Raw genomic sequence first — 17,859 nt, forward strand, 5'->3', positions numbered from 1 at the left:
TATGTGAAAGTAGGACATTACCAGGCTTCAAATTGTAGAAAGCCCGAATCTAACGATTCGGGCTTTTTTACGTCTGCGGAAAAGCAAAATACGCTCAATTAATAGACTCTTATACCAACACTCATTACGTAGGGCGGGCGAGCGTAGTGACTCCTGGCGCTAAAGTTATGTTTAATCACACCAAAATCACTCAATATCTCTGCACGCCGATAAGTATGTAGCATTTCACTGTTGTCCTTTACCGTTGTGTATAATAGCTTCTATTGCGTAGCGCACCGACTTCACATTGTAGAAAGTCTGTATCTAACAATTTGGGCTTTTTTGCGTCAGAAGAAAGGTTAAATGCGAGCGAATAACGAAAAAACTAAACCATAACATCATCAACTACTTACATTGAATACCTTCATGATCTAACTAAACCCGAAAGGTACGCGTTTTAAAAGTGTAGTAAAGTTAAATGTAGGTGAATAGCGTACAACTCACTCAACTATCTTATTCATATTTAATCTTTTTTACTTTCTATAAAAGCTAATTACTTTCATTTCCTTAGATAACAAATTTAATTTTGCTTTGTTACTGTCTTTGATTTAGGATCAAATCAGTTTAAAACCAAGAACTAACAGCCTGTGTATAGATTATTAATTAGCGCCATATCCATTTTATTTTGTTTTTCTGCGTCGGCAGTTGAAGTAACTGATCTATATCAAGATATTTTAAAAGTGGATGACAAAACACGAGACACTCGATTAGCTGCGAGTCGTAAAGCTTTGCTCAATGTTTTAGTGAAAGTAAGCGGTGATGAAACTGCGGATCAAAATAAATTAGCACAGCAACGCACTAAAGATATTTCTGATTATATGCTTAAGTTTGAATATGACGAGAGAGCAAATGGACAACTGAAACTCGTTGTTAAATTTGAAGCTCGAAAGATCAATGCGTTAATCAAAGAGTTAAACTTACCTTTATGGGGAGTGCAACGCCCGTTAGTCGCAATATGGTTAGGTATTGAGGACAATTGGCGCAGAGAATTAGTAACACAAGAAAGTTACCCGCAATTAGAGCAGTTAATTTATGACAAAGCAGGACGCCGTGGTCTACCTGTCGTTGTGCCATTACTTGACTTACAAGATAGACGTTTAGTAGGTATTCCTGAGGTATGGGGTAACTTTTCGGAACCAGTAGAAGAGGCCTCTAGGCGCTACAGTGCTGAGCGAAGTATTACAGCAAGAATGTATAAAGAAGCAGATAGCGAAAATTGGATTTTAGATTGGCGTTTTACTAATGATGATCAATTTGATTCAAATAGATTAACGGGCGATAAGCAGCAAATAGTGAGTCAAATGATTGATACCTTAGCTCGAGGCCTTGCAAGCGAGTACGCTATTGATCCAAATGCTTATTATGAACAAGCCGCAGCCACGCTAACATTAAAAGACACTCAAAGTTTTGTTGATGTTGAATTAGCAAAACAAAGATTATTGAACTTAAGCGTTGTTACGCAAGTTAAAATTGTTCGTAAAACTCCAGAATTTGTAGAATTTAAACTAAACCACACTGGTAATCTAAGTGATCTTAAAAAAGGGCTAGGGTTAGACTCCTCATTTAAAGATTATGAGGATCCACGCGCTTTTTATCATGTTGTTGATAAAAATAGCTTAGAGTATCAATGGATAACGCCATAATGCTAACTTCTGAGCCGATGCAAATGGCATTACCGGTTACCTTGCCGGATGACGAAACATTTGCATCGTACTTTGGTGGGGAAGATTCGTTAGAGGTTAACCATTTAAAAGGTAGCTTTTCGAAGTTAGCTAAAAAGTTTCAGTATACTTATTTATGTGGGTTAGGTGATTCGGGTAAGTCTCACCTTTTGTATGCAACCTGCATTAAAGCACAAGAGCGTGGTTTATCTAATATGCTGCTGTCTATGCGCGAAGTAGTTGACTTTGGACCTATGGTATTAGACGGTTTAGAAGCGCTTGATGTTCTATGTATTGATGACGTGCATTTAGTTGCAGGGAATGATGCATGGGAAAAAGCACTATTTAACTTTTTTAACCGGTTTAACGAACCCGGAAAAATGTTAGTAGTAACTGCCGATTTACTTCCTAGCATGCTCAATATCTCGCTGCCTGACTTAGAGTCTCGTTTAACGTGGGGGACAACCTTTCAAATTCGTTCTATGAGTGATGACGATAAAGCACAAGCACTTGTTAAGCGCGCTCATATGCGCGGTCTTGAATTAAGTGATGAGTGTGCACGCTTTTTACTAACCCGTTTAAGCCGTGATATGCGTGCTTTATTAGATGTACTCGACAAATTAGATCATGCATCTATGGCAGCACAGCGAAAATTAACTATTCCTTTTATAAAATCAACGTTAAAGCTGTAGTAGGTCTAGAATCTAGACCCTTCTTTCAGTTATCATAAGCTATTATCAGAGCGTGTTTACCTTTCCTGATTGGAATTTGTTTAACTTAAGAGTGCTTTAATCGCGTCGTGAGGACTTTAGCATAGTATTTATATGCGAAACCCGAACAACAAAGAGAGTAGCCTCCGAGATAAACACTTCAAACTGCATGTGTTTGGTCTTTATTTAGCGTTATTGCATGATTTATGTAGGGAACTACAGCCCAATGCTTAACCTTATTTAATAACCAATCACACTGTTGTAAAGCAATCTTGAAAGGCCAACACGCTCTTAAGCAATCACCTTCTGTGAAAGATCAGGTATCGAATGAACTTAGAAAACATATTAGCGCAAGCACTTGAGGCGGTAGCCAGTGCCAGTGAAATAGCGCAGTTAGAAGATATCAGGGTTAATTACCTTGGTAAAAAAGGCGAAATCACTAGCTTACTTAAAACGTTAGGTAAAATAGCACCTGAAGAACGTAAAGAAGCAGGCCAAGTTATAAACCAAGCTAAACAAGATGTACAAGCTGCTATCAACGAAAAGCGTGAATTGCTAGCAAGTAAAGCACTTGAAGAAAAACTAGCTGCTGAAACTATAGATGTAACTCTACCAGGGCGTGTTATGCCTGCTGGCGGTTTACACCCAGTTACGCGCACTATTGAGCGCATAGAAAGCTTTTTCGGTGAGTTAGGTTTTGAAGTTAAATCTGGTCCAGAAATCGAAGACGATTTTCATAACTTTGATGCGCTAAATATTCCAGAGCACCACCCAGCACGTGCAGATCACGATACCTTTTATTTCAATCCTAAATTAGTACTACGCACACAAACAAGTGGCGTGCAAATTCGTACTATGGAAACTGAGCAGCCACCACTGCGTATTATTTCACCTGGACGTGTATACCGTAACGATTACGACCAAACACATACACCTATGTTCCATCAGGTGGAAGGTTTAATGGTTGATACTGATGTTAGCTTTACTGAGCTAAAAGGTATTTTGCATGATTTTTTACGTAACTTTTTTGAAGAAGATATGGAAATTCGTTTCCGTCCTTCATTCTTCCCATTTACAGAACCTTCAGCTGAAGTAGATGTTATGGGTAAAGACGGCAAGTGGTTAGAAGTACTAGGCTGTGGCATGGTACATCCAAATGTACTTAAGTCTGTGGGTATCGACCCAGAAAAATACACCGGCTTTGCCTTTGGCATGGGTGTAGAGCGTTTAACCATGTTGCGCTATGGCGTAAACGATTTACGTGCCTTTTTCGAAAATGACTTAAAATTCCTGAACCAGTTCCGTTAAGAGTGAAACAATAAAATGAAATTTAGTGAAAAGTGGTTAAGAGAGTGGGTTAATCCTGCTATTGATACGCAAGCTCTTTCGGAACAGCTTTCAATGGCTGGCCTAGAAGTTGATGGTGTTGAGCCTGCTGCTGCCAAATTTAATGGCGTAGTTGTTGGTGAAGTTGTTGAATGTGAGCAGCACCCTGATGCAGATAAACTGCGTGTTACCAAAATTAACGTAGGTGGCGATGAGCTACTTGATATCGTGTGTGGAGCACCAAATTGTCGTTTAGGTATTAAAGTTGCTGTTGCGACTGTGGGCGCTGTACTGCCTGGTGACTTTAAAATTAAAAAAGCCAAACTACGCGGTCAACCTTCAAACGGAATGCTATGTGCTTTTGTTGAGCTAGGTATTAGCGAAGAAGGCGACGGCATTATGGAATTGCCAAGCGATGCACCAGTAGGCACTGATTTACGTGACTACCTAGGTCTTGATGATAATATTATAGATGTTGATTTAACACCAAACCGTGGTGACTGTTTAGGCATTAAAGGCCTTGCTCGTGAAGTAGGCGTTTTAAACAGTATTGACGTAAATGTATTAGATATTCCAGCGGTTATCCCAACAATTGACGATAAAATATCGATTGAATTAGTGAACGAAGATGCATGTCCTCGTTACCTTGGTCGTGTGATCAAAGGCATTAACCTTGATGCAAAAACACCGCTTTGGATGGTTGAAAAGCTACGCCGCAGTGGCGTACGTTCAATCGACCCAGTAGTTGATGTTACAAACTATGTATTACTTGAGCTTGGTCACCCAATGCACGCGTTTGATTTAAATGCGATTGAAGGTGGTATTAAAGTACGTAGTGCAAACGCAGGTGAAGAACTTGTTTTATTAGACGGTAACATCGCTAAATTAAACAACACTACACTTGTGATAGCCGATCATAACAAAGCACTTGCAATAGCGGGTATTTTTGGTGGTGAGCAATCAGGTGTTACAGATAAAACATCTGATATATTACTTGAAAGCGCATTTTTTAATCCTGTAGCAATTGCAGGGCAAGCACGTAGCTACGGTTTACACACTGATGCTTCACACCGTTATGAACGCGGTGTTGATTTTGCTCTGCAACATGATGCAATGGAACGTGCAACAGCGCTACTTCTTGAAATCGTAGGCGGTCAAGCAGGCCCAGTTGTTGAAGCTGTAGCGGCTGACAAACTACCAAAAGTGACTGAAGTACGTCTTCGTCGTGCTCGTTTAGACCGTGTTATTGGTCATCATATTGAAGATGCTAAAGTAACAGATATTCTTACGCGTTTAGGTCTTGATGTTAAAGTAGAAAATGAAAGCTGGAGTGCGGACGTACCAAGCTACCGTTTTGATATTCGCATCGAAGAAGATTTAATTGAAGAAGTAGCACGTGTTTACGGTTACAACAGCATTCCTAATGTTGCACCAACCGCAAAACTTAAAATGACGACGCATAACGAAGCAACTATTGCGCTTAGCAAGTTCCGCAATACGTTAGTGACTCGTGGTTATCAAGAAGCAATTACATACAGCTTTGTAGACCCTAAAGCACAAGCTATTTTACACCCAGAGTGTGAAGCAATGGTATTACCGCACCCTATTTCAATTGAAATGTCAGCGATGCGTGTAAGTTTAATGCCGGGTTTATTAGCGTCTGTAGCGTATAACCAAAATCGCCAACAGCCTCGTATTCGTTTATTCGAACATGGTCTTAAATTTATAAGCGACGAAAGTGCAGAAAATGGTGTTTACCAAGTACCGGTTATTGGTGGCGTTATCACGGGTCTTGTAAATGGTGAACATTGGGTTGAAGAAAAACGTAACGTTGATTTTTACGATTTAAAAGGTGATGTTGAAGCCTTACTTGCAATTACTAATGACGTTACTCGCTTTGAAATTAAAGCCGAGCAGTCAGATGGACTTCATCCTGGTCAATCAGCTGTAATATATGTTGATGGCAAAAAGGTTGGTTTTTTTGGTGCTTTACATCCTCAAGCTCAAAAGTCGTTAGATATCAACAACGCAACTTTTGTTTTTGAAATTGAAATGTCAGCAATAGAAAAAAGAAATTTACCGCAAGCAGAAGGGGTGTCTAAATTCCCTTCAAATCGCCGCGACATCGCGATTTTAGTGGCAGACAGCGTTAAATCTGGCGACATTTTAAGCGTGATCGAAAAAGTTGGCGGAAATCAATTGGTTGACCTAAACTTATTCGATGTGTATAAGGGCAAAGGTATTGAGCCAAATTATAAGAGTTTGGCGATTGCTCTAACACTGCAAGCGGTTGATAGAACACTCGAAGAGAAAGATATCAATCTAGTAGTTGATAACGTGGTGGCCGAATTGGCCGAACAGTTTAATGCATCGTTGAGGGACTAGATATGGCGCTTACTAAAGCCGACATAGCTGAACACCTATTTGAAAAGCTCGGGATCAATAAAAAAGATGCCAAAGATTTAGTTGAAGCGTTTTTTGAAGAAATCCGCTCAGCGCTAGAAAAAGGCGAGCAGGTTAAGCTCTCTGGATTTGGTAACTTTGATCTTCGAGACAAAAAAGAAAGACCAGGCCGCAATCCGAAAACAGGCGAAGATATTCCTATTTCGGCACGTCGCGTGGTGACTTTTCGACCAGGTCAAAAGCTTAAAACCCGCGTAGAAGTGGGCACAAGCAAAGCAAAATAAAAAAAGGCAGCGTAAGCTGCCTTTTTTATTGTCTAAAATAACTCCGCTCTAGCGGAGTTATTTAGTTGTACCGTTAGAAAACTTTTTTAAAACTCTCGAGGAGATACAAAATCACCTGCCATTATTTGCTGAAATGTTTGCTCTGCAAGTACATCTAGGCTGTCTAAGCTTTTACCATTCGTTATTAATTGCTGCTCAATTTCAAACACGTCAATATTTTCAATCCCCGACATTTGCGCTACTTTAGAAAATATATATGCATGTTTAAATTTATCATGTTTATAAAAAAGACTAATAAGTGATGTATACACTTCAGGATTCGGTACGTTGCCTTTTTTATTGAGTTCTAAAGTTTTATAAAGCAAATCGATGGTTTTTTCATCATCAAATTTAATATAGTACGATGCTAGAAAAAATTGCATTTCGGCACTTTGCGTTACACTTTTGTCATTTTCTATCGCTAATAATTTAGTCAGTGCACTTTGGTTATTATTTCGTGACCATTGGTAGTAGAGCAAACCTGGATGGTTTGTATTTTGGGTATCTTGATATAAGCGAGTCATTTCTTTAATGCTCGTTAATTGACCGTCAATACGTGACGTTTTTTTAGCTTTTAACTTAATATGTTCAATTTTAGCGGCCACAGTTATACATTGGTTATAGGATTCAAAGTCCTTGAGTAATTGGTATTTATTTTCATCAGTAGGGTCTTTGTATTCTATGTAACGTTTGATAATCACATCAGAACGCTCATCCTTGCAGTGGCTGTCTTTGTTTAAGTCGCTACAAAAGCCAGGTGTTTCTTTGCACACTTGTGCGAGTGTCAACGGTTCTTCACACCCTGTCAACGTTAGCAAACCCAATAGTACACTTGCTTTTTTAAGCATCCCTTAACCCCAAATGAATATCCACCTTGCTATTCTAACGCAATCATTTAACGCCTAACAGTAGAGAATAACTTCAGATTAAATTAGAATAGCCCTGCCTGAAGTGCATTACTCTCAAAATATAGTGCATTTTTAAAGGCTATCCGTTCAAAATGATAAACTTAGGTAAATAAAATGACCTCATCTCACGAGTTAGAATACACAAATAGTTGGCAAGAGCGCCAAGATTACGCAGAAAGCATGCAACCAATCATTGGTAAACTTTACCGTAATCGTGGTATCGAAATCGCTGTATATGGCCGTCCTCTCGTAAATGCCAGTACTATTGATATTATCAAATCTCATAAAACCGTTGCTCAGTTTGAAGGCACTAAATTACGTTTGCGCGAAAGCTTTCCATTTTTAGAAGCTATCAGCAAAATGGAATTAAACTCTGCGCGTATTGATATTGGTAAACTTGCATATAGCTATTTGTTCACAGAAGCAGCTAAAGGCCGCTCAGTAGAAGAATTTGTAAAAGATGAACTTGCAGAAATAGCTGACTTACCAGCGAAAGAACCACGCGATGTTGTATTGTATGGTTTTGGTCGTATTGGTCGTTTACTAGCGCGTTTATTAATTGAAAAATCAGGTCCATATGCAGATTTACGTTTGCGCGCTATTGTTGTGCGTGGCGGTAAAGATGGGGATCTTGAAAAACGCGCAAGCTTACTGCGTCGTGATTCAATTCACGGTCCTTTCAATGGTTCAATCACTATTGATAAAGAGCGTAATGCAATTAAAGCTAACGGTAGCTACATTCAAGTTATTTACGCTAACTCTCCTAGCGAAATTGATTACACTCAATACGGTATCGACGATGCATTAATTGTTGATAACACCGGTATTTGGAAAGACGAAGCGGGCCTTGGCCAGCATCTAGAGTGTAAGGGCGCTGCAAAAGTATTATTAACAGCTCCTGCAAAAGGTAATATCAAAAACATCGTATATGGTGTTAATAACAAAGATATTTTACCTGAAGATAAAATCGTTTGTGCAGCAAGCTGTACAACTAATGCAATTACACCAACGCTTAAAGCACTAAACGATAAGTTTGGTATTAATAATGGTCATGTTGAAACTGTACACTCGTACACGAACGATCAAAACCTTATTGATAACTACCACAAAGCAGAGCGCCGTGGCCGTGCCGCAGCACTTAACATGGTAATTACTGAAACAGGGGCTGCAAAAGCGGTTTCAAAAGCATTACCAGAGCTTGAAGGCAAATTAACAGGTAACGCAATCCGCGTACCTACACCTAATGTGTCGCTAGCTATTTTAAATCTTAACTTAGCAACAAGCACATCAGTTGAAGAGCTAAACGCATTTTTACGCGATACTGCACTTCATTCAGACTTACGTGACCAAATTGATTACACCGCATCAACGGAAATTGTATCTACCGATTTAGTAGGTAGCCGTTACGCAGGTGTTGTTGATTCACAAGCAACGATTGTTGAAGATAACCGTATCGTTTTATATGTATGGTACGACAATGAGTTTGGTTACAGCTGCCAAGTAGTTCGTTGTATGCGCGATATGGCCGAAGTGTCATTCCCAAGCTTACCTCGCTAATTTATTTGCAGTGACTTAAAAGCCAGCATGTTGCTGGCTTTTTTGGTCGTGTATTATTTTTAAAGCGTATGCCTTGTGATAGGCTTTAATTAAGAAAATGCACATTCATTTTACTATTTACAAAATAATGTCAGTTCTGTGAATTAATAAACAGATAAACTTATTCAACCTAAAGGTTTTTCCATGAAAATCAGCAGCAATTTCGACAGTGGTAATATCAAAGTTATTGAAGCCACCGATCCTTTAAATATTCAATTAGAAATTAATAAAGATCACCAGTCTGAATTTTATCAGTGGTTTCACTTTCGTCTTGAAACAACACCTTACCAATTGCATAAGTTAAATATTAATGAGCTTGATAAATCAGCTTACCCAGATGGTTGGGAAGGGTATCAAGCTGTTGCATCATATGACCGTCAAACATGGTTTCGCGTACCATCAAGCTATGAAAATGGCACATTAAGCTTTGAAATTGAACCAGAGTGCGGCAGTGTTTATTTTGCTTACTTTGCACCATACAGTTACGACCGCCATTTAGATTTATTGTCTTGGGCACAAAGCCAAGGTGCTTGCCAATTAATAACGCTTGGTGAAACACTCGATGGCCGCGATATGAGTGTGCTTAAAATTGGTGAGCCAAGTGAAGATAAGAAAAACATCTGGATCACAGCACGTCAACATCCAGGTGAAACAATGGCAGAGTGGTATGTTGAAGGTCTACTGCACAAACTTCTTGATGACGAGGATCCACATGCAGCTGCGCTTCTATCAAAAGCAGTGTTTTACGTTGTGCCAAATATGAATCCAGATGGCAGCGCACGCGGACACCTTCGTACTAATGCTAAAGGCGTTAACTTAAACCGTGAATGGCAAACACCAAGTATGGAAAATAGCCCTGAGGTTTACTTAGTGCTTAATAAAATGCGCGAAGCTGGCTTAGATATGCACTTAGACATACACGGTGATGAAGCTATACCTTATAACTTTGTGGCAGGCAGTGAAGGTATTCCAAGTTACGATGCTCGTCTTAAAGGCCTTGAAGATAGCTTTAAAGCTGCGCTTTTGACTATTACTCCAGAGTTTCAAGATGAGCATGGCTATCCAAAAGATGAGCCAGGTCAAGCTAACCTTACGGTAGGTTCATCAGCTACTGCTGAAGAATTCAAAGCATTAACGTACACAATTGAAATGCCATTTAAAGACAACAACGATTTACCTGATCCAGACTATGGCTGGTCAGACCGTCGTTCTTATCAATTTGGTCAAGATACATTAGCGGCTATTGTTAATGTTGTTGATGATTTAAGATAAAACGCTTATCTAAAAGGGTATCAATAGTTTTGATACCCTTTTTGCTTTTAATAAAACCCTTTGTATAAAAAAATAATAATCATATAGCAGCTTTATTCTTAAAACGTTTTCAACGCTTCTTCGCTGCGTATCATCACCGTATCGGTACAAATCAATCTACTTTCAATTAAATACTACAGATATAGTGCCTTGCAACAGATGTGTAATTAGATATTTTGAAAATTAAGTGTTAACAACCTTGGGGTACTTAAGTTAATATTAATTAAATCATGAGTCGGGGCGGAAGAGGTGAAATCTTATTTCGTAAAGCTTATGTAGCGTAGTAGCTAAAACAGAGTCTCGTAATTAAAAAATAATAAATATAACTATAGAGGATATCCATGGAAGCTTTTGTAAGCGCTGTTAATGATGTTGTTTGGAGTAATGCACTCATCTATTTATGCCTAGGCGCAGGCTTGTTTTATTCAGTACTAACTAGATTTGCTCAAGTTAGACATTTTAAAGAAATGTGTAAGTTATTATTTAGTCCTAACACGTCTGATAAAGGTATTTCATCTTTTCAAGCCCTTGCAGTATCGTTGTCTGGACGCGTAGGCGTTGGTAATATCGCAGGTGTGGCAGCAGCTATCGGTTTTGGTGGGCCAGGTGCTATTTTTTGGATGTGGGTTGTTGCTTTTCTAGGTGCAAGTACTGCTTACGCAGAATCTACTTTAGGCCAAATTTATAAAAAAGAAGAAGACGGGCAATATCGTGGTGGCCCAGCCTATTATTTTGACCGTTGTTTAGGACAAAAATGGTTGGCTGTTTTATTTGCTGTTTCGGCAATTATTGCATGTGGTGTTTTTCTGCCTGGTGTACAAGCGAATGCGGTAGGTAATGCGTTTACCCAAGTATTTGGCGATGGCAATATGGTCTCGACTAGTTTTGGTGATGTAGGTAGCTTTAAGTTAGTCGCTTTGGCAATAATCCTTATTGTTTTAGCGTTTATTATTTTTGGCGGTATAAAACGTATTGCGAACTTTACGCAAATAGTAGTGCCATTTATGGCGCTTGGTTACATAGTACTGGCATTAATCGTGGTATTTTTAAATTTAGATAAAGTAGGCGATATATTCTATTTAATTATTAGTGATGCATTTACTGCGCAGGCCGGTTTTGGTGCTGCTATTGGTTGGGGCGTTAAGCGTGGTATATATTCTAATGAAGCAGGGCAAGGTAGTGGGCCTCATGCAGCAGCAGCAGCAGAGGTTGATCACCCTGCTCAACAGGGTTTAGTGCAAGCTTTCTCTGTTTATGTTGATACCATTTTTGTATGTACTGCAACAGCACTCATGATTTTAATAACGCAGCAATACAATGTTGTGGGTGAGTTACCAGCAGGGCAGTTCATTGTACAAAATGTTGATGCAGCGACTGAGGTCGGTTCAGCAGCCTTTACTCAAATGGCTTTATTTAGTGTATTTGGCAGCTTTGGACAAGCATTTGTCGGTATTGCATTATTCTTCTTTGCTTTTACCACAATACTTGCTTATTACTTTATTGCAGAAACTAATATTGCTTACTTAAATCGTTATTTTAAAGGCAATATCCCACTTGTCCTCGTGAAGTTCGTGATTATGTTTATGGTTGCATACGGTATGGTTAATAATTCAGGTTATATCTGGACTATTGGAGATATTGGCGTTGGTTTAATGGCCTGGATTAACATATTGGGTATCTTAGCTATTTTCTTTGTAGCTAAGCCTGCTTTACTATGTTTGAGCGATTACGAAGATCAGAAGAAAAAAGGTGGAAAAATCACATTTGACCCTGTCAAACTAGGTATTAAAAATGCCACTTTCTGGGAAAAACGTTTAGGGAAACAGTCAAAAGACACTGAGTAACTAAACTTAATGAGTAACTTGTTAGATTATCGTCTCTAAATCAGTTATTGGTTTGAATTCAAAAAAGACAACGAGAAATAAAACAAGTACAATAAAGGCGCCGAAAGGCGCTTTTTTTATGCGTAGTATGGAGAGAAGTATGGCGATCATTCGTTGCCCAAAATGTGCAAAATCAATTTCAGATAAACATAAGCAATGTCCGCATTGCGAAAGCAATATTGCAGAGCTAAACGACGAGCAAGTTTTACAACTTCAGCGCGAACAGCGAATTAAAAAAAAGCAGATGTTTATAAATCACTCCTTTTTAGCGCTTATCTTATTTTTAGGTGGTTTTTTCTGTTTGTACTTTTTACAACCGCAAGAAAAAACGCTTCAGTGGTATGCTTATACTGCGGCAATTGGCGTAGGGTGTATTTGGTATCTTATTAACCGTATTGTTTTAGTGACTCTAAAAAAGAAAAAATGACATGAATATCGACAATCTTGTACAAAATATTACTCCCGAATTATTCGAACGCTTGCAATACGGTGCGTCTACTGGCAAATGGCCAGACGGAACTGTTTTATCAGACGAGCAAAAGCAACAAACAGTGCAGTTGGTTATGTTGTATCAAGCAAAAGTGGCTCAATCAAACGAGCAATTTACGATTGGTGCTAATGGTGAAATGATCCAAAAGACAAAAGCTCAACTACAAAAAGAATTTAAATCAGACAACGAAATAGCTAGGTTTAGTGAACATGATCTTTAAGCACCTTTTTACACCGAAATGGAAACACCCTAAGCAACAAGTTCGTCTTGATGCTATCGAAAAATTAGATATTGAACGTGATGCAACCATATTAAACACGTTAGCACTTGAAGATAGCTCAGCTGAAATACGCCGTAAAGCGTTGCAAAAAGTAAACGATTTACCACTTTGGTGGAAAGCGTATAAACAAGATCAAGCATTAAAAGATATAGCAGAACTACAAATATCTAATGCTGTTTTAAATAGCGAAAGTGCACTAACACCGCAAATTAAAAGTGAATACATAGAGCGTTTTGCACCCGTTAAAACACTCGAAAAGTTAGCATTTGCAGAGAAAGAACTGCAAGTGCGCGTTAAGTTATTGAAACGTCTAGCAAATCCAAAACTAGTAGAAAAAGCATTTAAAGAAGGTAGCGAAGAGCTACAAGCTCAATTAGTTGAACTTGTTATTACCCATCAATTAATTAAGCCATTAGTAAAGCATGCAAAGGGTGGTGCAAAAGCAGCACTTGAAACGCATATTGAAAATGAGCGTTTAGCAATTGAAATGCCACTGCAGGTTGAAAGTGCAACACGTGTTATTTTAGCTAAGTTAAATGCCTTACGCGAAAAAACAGATTTTGGTGTTGTAAATCCACAAGCCGGCGAATTAATGGTCCAGTGGCAAGCACTTGAGCTAAAATGGCTGAGTGATGAACGCGTTAAGCTTCTTGACGAAAAATATATTTCAATCACAACTAAGTTAGATGCACACATTGAACAGCTAAAAGCGGTACATGATAAAGAGCAGCAGAAATTAGCGCTACAGCAGCGCCAATTGCTAGCACTTGTAACGCTTGAAGCTTTAACTGAAGAAATTGAAAACGCCTTACAGCTAGGCCTTGAAACACCAGAGCAAATTCAACAAGATTGGCTTGATGCAAAAGTAGCGCAAGCTAAGCAAGCTATTAGCGAAACAGAACTAGCTAATAATGCACAATCTAAACTGGCTGTAAGCAAGTTAGAAAAACTATTTACTCAAGTTGCTAAGTTACCTGAGCTAACAATTGCTATTAAAGAGTACAAACTCGCTTTTGCAGCATTATGCGAAATTAAGCCAGCAGAAGATTTAGCACAATACGATGCAATTCTAACTGAATTTAATAATGGTTTTAAAGCAGCGCGTAGTCATTTAAATATTTTAGATGGCGCACTGCAAAGTACCTTTAGAACGCAGTTAAATGCGCATAAAAAGCAATTTTTAGCACCAATGAATGAGCTAGTTAAGCCACTTGAAAAAAACCAAAGCCAAGCAAAACGCAAAGCTCGTGATGTTAAACGCCTGATTGAGGAAGGCCGTTTTAATGTTGCCTTTGGCGTGTTTAAAGGGTTTGAAGAGTTATTTAATACACTCACTGAGCAATATCAACAGCCGCTTATAAATATAAAAGCGGAGCTTGAAGCGCAACTTGCAGATGCTAAAGATTGGCAAAAATACGCAGCAGCACCAAAGCGTGAAGCTTTATTAGAAGAAGTAAGTGCATTAGTAAGTGAAGAGTGTACTGACCCACAACAACGCGCAGAGCAAGTAAAAGTGCTACGCAAGCGTTGGAATGAGTTAGGTCGTTTAGATACAGATGAAGAAAAGCAACAAGGCGTACAGTTTGATGAAAAAATCGAGCTTTTATTTGCACCTTGTCGTAGTTACTTTGCAGAGCAAGAAGTACAACGCGAGGCCTCAAAAGCACAACGCGAAAGTATTATTGGCGACATGCACGCGCTTCATTTACAACCTACGGCTAAGGATGACTTTGATTGGAAGCAATATGAAAGCCAATACAACCGTTTAAACAAAGCGTGGCGCAGTGTGGGTAAAGTTGACCCTAAAACATACCGTACACTAAACGATCGTTATAAAAGCGAGCAACAACAAGTACTGGCTTTATTAAACGCATTTCATAAAAGTAATGCTGCACTTAAAAATGAGTTAGTAGAAAAAGCGCAGCAATTATCACAAAGCGATGATTTAGCCGCTGCATGCCAAGAGTTGAAGCAAATGCAGCAGCAATGGCAAACAATTGGTTTTGCAGGTTTAAAAGCTGAAAATGCGTTATGGCAAAAATTTCGTCAATTTAACGATGAAACATTTACTAAACGTAGTAGTGAATTTGAGCAGCAAAAACTTGAGCAAAACGAGTCAGATAAGCAAGCAGTTGCAGAACTCGCTGAGCTTGAAGCAGCACTTAGTGACGTAAATCAAAGAGCACAGTTGCACGACCTAGAAACAAAAGTGAAAGGGTACACGCAATTTAGATCGTTAGCGCCAAAGGTTACTAAGTTGCTAGCAGCTATTGACGATAAACTTGCATTGCTTACAAGCAAATCAGAGCAAGCTAATCTAGATGCGTTAATTACAGCACTTGAAAACAACGAAACGTTACCAAGTCAGTATCAAGCACCGCTTAAAACAATATTAAGTAAAGAGCAACTTATTACGCGCATGGAAATATTAGCGAACGTAAGTTCAACTGATAAGTCACTTAGAATGGCAGAACAAGTAGCCATGTTAGATGACAAACATCGTGGCGAACATGCTGATTTAAACTATTATTTAAAACAGTTATTAGCGCTCAGTGCTGGTTCAGTTGAACCTGACACACTAACGCGACTTAAAGCGACACTTGCAGCTTAATACACTAGGGCATGTTGACCTTTCGTGGTTGAATTTGCAGCAGACTGTTTGGTATTTAGGCAAGGCAGAGTCTATGTAGTGTGGTTATTCCCATAAATAGGCGATAACGCAGTATAAATGCCAAACATGCGCTGCCCTTTGGGTTCTTTCTAGGGACGATTTACTCTTTGTTGCTCGGTTTTTACTTAGCCCGCTAGGTTACAAACCTCACGCCGCGATTAAATCGACCCTAGATTGAACAAATTTCAATCCACAAAGGTCAACACGCCCTAGAACCAGCATAAATGTGCTGGTTACTATTTTAATAAGCCGCTTTAATAGCGGCTTTTTTATGTACCACTAATTTATAAACAAAAGGGTTCTCATGAGAATTTTAGTTATTATTGCAGCGTTATTTTTAACCGCCTGTAATACCACGCAAGGCATATCAGTATATTCATTTACTAACTCTGAGGTTGAGTCTGTACTGGGTAAGCAATTACCAAAGTTAAGTGAAAAAGTAAGCTTAATGGGTTTGCCGGTTCAGTTTGATGTAAACGACTTAAGTGTAAATATTGGGCCTGATAACCGCGACGTTGTTGTTCTTGGTGCCGATTCAAGCGCTGAAATTAATGCATTCGCACTTAAATACCCAGTGCGTTTAAAGCTACAAATTGAAGGTAGCCCATTTTACGACAGTGAGAAAAAAGCGGTGTTTTTACGTAATATTAAATTACTTGATTCGAGTGTTGATGCCGGTGGTTTCAAAGGTAATTTAGGTGCACTTGATAGCCAAGCAATGGATGTTATTAATGCTTTTTTAGCGGTTAACCCTGTTTATACTCTAAATATGGATGACCCTAAAATGATGCTACTTAGTAAGCTTCCACTTGATATGAAAGTGGTTGAAGGTGCAATTAAGCTAGTACCTCGTCTATAAGTAGATCTACCTACTTATAATATACGTATTAATTAGCCTGACTTTCAGGCTAATTAGGTTTTAATATTATGGCGGCTCCTCGTACTGTTCCCACTTCTAGGCTTTCTCGCTTTGCAAAATTAGGCTCACTTGCCACAGGTGTTGCTACCAACATGTTAGTTGATGGCGCTAAGAGCGCGCTAACCGGTAAAGGTTGGGACAATAAAAGCTTACTACTACAACCTAAAAATATTGAAAAGCTAGCCACACAGCTATCTCATTTACGTGGCGCTGCAATGAAGCTCGGGCAATTACTTTCAATGGATGCCGGTGATTTACTTAGTCCTGAATTGGCTCAGTTACTTGCTTTACTGCGCTCAGACGCGAATCCAATGCCTCATAAGCAGCTTGTTGAAGTGTTAAAAGAGCAATGGGGTGATGACTGGCTAGCGCGTTTTTCTCATATTGAATTAAGACCTTTTGCTGCGGCTTCTATAGGGCAAGTTCATTTAGCTTATAAGGAGAATGGTGAGCAACTGGCTGTTAAAATTCAATATCCTGGTATTGCAAAAAGTGTAGTAAGTGATGTAGATAACGTTATTTCTTTATTAACGATTTCTCGATTATTGCCAAAAGATCTTAATATTAAACCACTTATTAGTGAGGCTAAAGCGCAGTTATTAGCCGAGGCTGATTATAAGCGCGAGGCTCAGTACTTAATACGTTATAAAAATGCACTAGCAACTAATCCCCACTTTAAAGTGCCTAACGTATATCCAGAGCACAGCACACAACAAGTACTTACTATGGAATATATAAAAGCAGAGCCCATTGAGAGCATTACAGAGCTACCTGATAGTCAAAAAAGCTTTGTTGCAGAGCAACTTATTGATTTGTTTTTTAAAGAAATGTTTGAATTTAAATTAATTCAAACCGACCCTAACTTTGCCAACTTTCATTATCAGCTTGATACACAAAAAATTGTTTTATTTGATTTTGGTGCAACCCGAGAAATATCAACAGAGCTTAGTTTAGCGTATTTAGCTTTATTTAAAGCGGGTAGTGAAAACAACAGAGAAGGTGTACTTAAAGCAGCTTCACATATTGGTTATTTTAAAAATGACTTAGTTGATGAGTATAAAAACAACGTCATTGATTTATTCTTAATGGCGTGCGAGCCACTAAGAGCAGAAGGAAAATTTGATTTTAAAAACAGCGAACTGGCGCTCAAAATTAAAAATGCAGGGCTTGCCCTTAGTTCGCAATCTCAGCAATGGCACACACCGCCCGTTGATGCCCTATTTATTCACCGAAAACTTGCAGGGCTTTATTTAATAGCCGCAAGGCTAGGTGCAAAAATAGATGTGAAAACGCTATTTCAGCACTATTTATAGCGTTTTAATGGGCACGTGAGTGCATT

14 protein-coding genes are annotated in these 17,859 nt (G+C 38.8%); 13 read left to right on the forward strand and 1 reads right to left on the reverse strand.

Annotated elements, in window-relative coordinates; translation table 11 throughout:
* Positions 1-626: 626 nt before the first annotated feature.
* The 5 genes from WNY79_RS17510 (at position 627) to ihfA (ending at position 6,423) form a co-directional block, all read left to right on the forward strand.
* The gene (locus tag WNY79_RS17510; protein WP_342876496.1) at positions 627-1,682 is read left to right on the forward strand and encodes a DUF2066 domain-containing protein; all 1,056 of its coding nucleotides are present in this window, start codon (positions 627-629) and stop codon (positions 1,680-1,682) included.
* Entirely contained in the window at positions 1,682-2,392 is a 711-nt protein-coding gene (gene hda, locus WNY79_RS17515; protein WP_342876518.1) for a DnaA regulatory inactivator Hda, read from the forward strand. Before WNY79_RS17510 ends, hda begins: the two co-directional genes overlap by 1 nt.
* A 345-nt stretch (positions 2,393-2,737) precedes the next feature.
* A complete protein-coding gene (gene pheS / locus WNY79_RS17520; protein WP_008171526.1) occupies positions 2,738-3,718 on the forward strand; it encodes a phenylalanine--tRNA ligase subunit alpha in 981 nt (326 codons plus the stop codon).
* Positions 3,719-3,733: 15 nt separating this feature from the next.
* Positions 3,734-6,121 carry a phenylalanine--tRNA ligase subunit beta gene (gene pheT / locus WNY79_RS17525; RefSeq protein ID WP_342876497.1) on the forward strand — a complete coding sequence of 796 codons (2,388 nt, stop codon included), beginning with the start codon at positions 3,734-3,736 and terminating at the stop codon, positions 6,119-6,121.
* A 2-nt stretch (positions 6,122-6,123) separates the two neighbouring features.
* On the forward strand, positions 6,124-6,423 hold the full coding sequence (ihfA, locus tag WNY79_RS17530; RefSeq protein WP_002960690.1) for an integration host factor subunit alpha: 300 nt from the start codon (positions 6,124-6,126) through the stop codon (positions 6,421-6,423).
* Between the two features lie 86 nt (positions 6,424-6,509).
* Here ihfA and WNY79_RS17535 read toward each other — a convergent pair whose 3' ends face one another.
* The gene (locus WNY79_RS17535) at positions 6,510-7,310 is read right to left on the reverse strand and encodes a DUF2989 domain-containing protein (RefSeq protein ID WP_024600454.1); all 801 of its coding nucleotides are present in this window, start codon (positions 7,308-7,310) and stop codon (positions 6,510-6,512) included.
* 174 nt (positions 7,311-7,484) lie between these two features.
* Between WNY79_RS17535 and WNY79_RS17540 the strand changes: the two genes are divergently transcribed.
* From WNY79_RS17540 to WNY79_RS17575, 8 genes are all read left to right on the forward strand, one after another.
* Entirely contained in the window at positions 7,485-8,927 is a 1,443-nt protein-coding gene (locus WNY79_RS17540; RefSeq protein ID WP_024600455.1) for a glyceraldehyde-3-phosphate dehydrogenase, read from the forward strand.
* Between the two features lie 183 nt (positions 8,928-9,110).
* A complete protein-coding gene (locus tag WNY79_RS17545) occupies positions 9,111-10,238 on the forward strand; it encodes a M14-type cytosolic carboxypeptidase (protein ID WP_024600456.1) in 1,128 nt (375 codons plus the stop codon).
* A gap of 380 nt (positions 10,239-10,618) precedes the next feature.
* A complete protein-coding gene (locus WNY79_RS17550; RefSeq protein ID WP_342876498.1) occupies positions 10,619-12,121 on the forward strand; it encodes an alanine/glycine:cation symporter family protein in 1,503 nt (500 codons plus the stop codon).
* A 139-nt stretch (positions 12,122-12,260) separates the two neighbouring features.
* Complete coding sequence (locus tag WNY79_RS17555) at positions 12,261-12,587, forward strand: hypothetical protein (RefSeq protein WP_007580349.1); 327 nt, start codon at positions 12,261-12,263, stop codon at positions 12,585-12,587.
* Position 12,588: 1 nt separating this feature from the next.
* Positions 12,589-12,870 carry a DUF1315 family protein gene (locus tag WNY79_RS17560; protein ID WP_007378333.1) on the forward strand — a complete coding sequence of 94 codons (282 nt, stop codon included), beginning with the start codon at positions 12,589-12,591 and terminating at the stop codon, positions 12,868-12,870.
* Entirely contained in the window at positions 12,860-15,541 is a 2,682-nt protein-coding gene (locus tag WNY79_RS17565; protein ID WP_342876499.1) for a DUF349 domain-containing protein, read from the forward strand. The genes WNY79_RS17560 and WNY79_RS17565 overlap by 11 nt, the downstream gene beginning before the upstream one ends.
* Positions 15,542-15,905: 364 nt before the next feature.
* Entirely contained in the window at positions 15,906-16,460 is a 555-nt protein-coding gene (locus WNY79_RS17570) for a DUF1439 domain-containing protein (RefSeq protein ID WP_002960677.1), read from the forward strand.
* 68 nt (positions 16,461-16,528) lie between these two features.
* Complete coding sequence (locus WNY79_RS17575) at positions 16,529-17,833, forward strand: AarF/ABC1/UbiB kinase family protein (RefSeq protein ID WP_342876500.1); 1,305 nt, start codon at positions 16,529-16,531, stop codon at positions 17,831-17,833.
* Positions 17,834-17,859 lie beyond the last annotated feature (26 nt).

Origin of the sequence: Pseudoalteromonas sp. AS84, from assembly GCF_038900255.1 — a bacterium.
Classification (GTDB): domain Bacteria; phylum Pseudomonadota; class Gammaproteobacteria; order Enterobacterales; family Alteromonadaceae; genus Pseudoalteromonas.

Excerpts from the sequence above, each read along its gene's own strand:
- WNY79_RS17575 (WP_342876500.1), top strand. The coding sequence starts at position 16,529 with ATGGCGGCTCCTCGTACTGTTCCCACTTCTAGGCTTTCTCGCTTTGCA.
- pheT (WP_342876497.1), top strand. The coding sequence starts at position 3,734 with ATGAAATTTAGTGAAAAGTGGTTAAGAGAGTGGGTTAATCCTGCTATT.
- WNY79_RS17535 (WP_024600454.1), bottom strand. The coding sequence starts at position 7,310 with ATGCTTAAAAAAGCAAGTGTACTATTGGGTTTGCTAACGTTGACAGGG.
- WNY79_RS17550 (WP_342876498.1), top strand. The coding sequence starts at position 10,619 with ATGGAAGCTTTTGTAAGCGCTGTTAATGATGTTGTTTGGAGTAATGCA.
- pheS (WP_008171526.1), top strand. The coding sequence starts at position 2,738 with ATGAACTTAGAAAACATATTAGCGCAAGCACTTGAGGCGGTAGCCAGT.
- ihfA (WP_002960690.1), top strand. The coding sequence starts at position 6,124 with ATGGCGCTTACTAAAGCCGACATAGCTGAACACCTATTTGAAAAGCTC.
- WNY79_RS17565 (WP_342876499.1), top strand. The coding sequence starts at position 12,860 with ATGATCTTTAAGCACCTTTTTACACCGAAATGGAAACACCCTAAGCAA.
- WNY79_RS17555 (WP_007580349.1), top strand. The coding sequence starts at position 12,261 with ATGGCGATCATTCGTTGCCCAAAATGTGCAAAATCAATTTCAGATAAA.
- WNY79_RS17540 (WP_024600455.1), top strand. The coding sequence starts at position 7,485 with ATGACCTCATCTCACGAGTTAGAATACACAAATAGTTGGCAAGAGCGC.
- hda (WP_342876518.1), top strand. The coding sequence starts at position 1,682 with ATGCTAACTTCTGAGCCGATGCAAATGGCATTACCGGTTACCTTGCCG.
- WNY79_RS17545 (WP_024600456.1), top strand. The coding sequence starts at position 9,111 with ATGAAAATCAGCAGCAATTTCGACAGTGGTAATATCAAAGTTATTGAA.
- WNY79_RS17570 (WP_002960677.1), top strand. The coding sequence starts at position 15,906 with ATGAGAATTTTAGTTATTATTGCAGCGTTATTTTTAACCGCCTGTAAT.
- WNY79_RS17560 (WP_007378333.1), top strand. The coding sequence starts at position 12,589 with ATGAATATCGACAATCTTGTACAAAATATTACTCCCGAATTATTCGAA.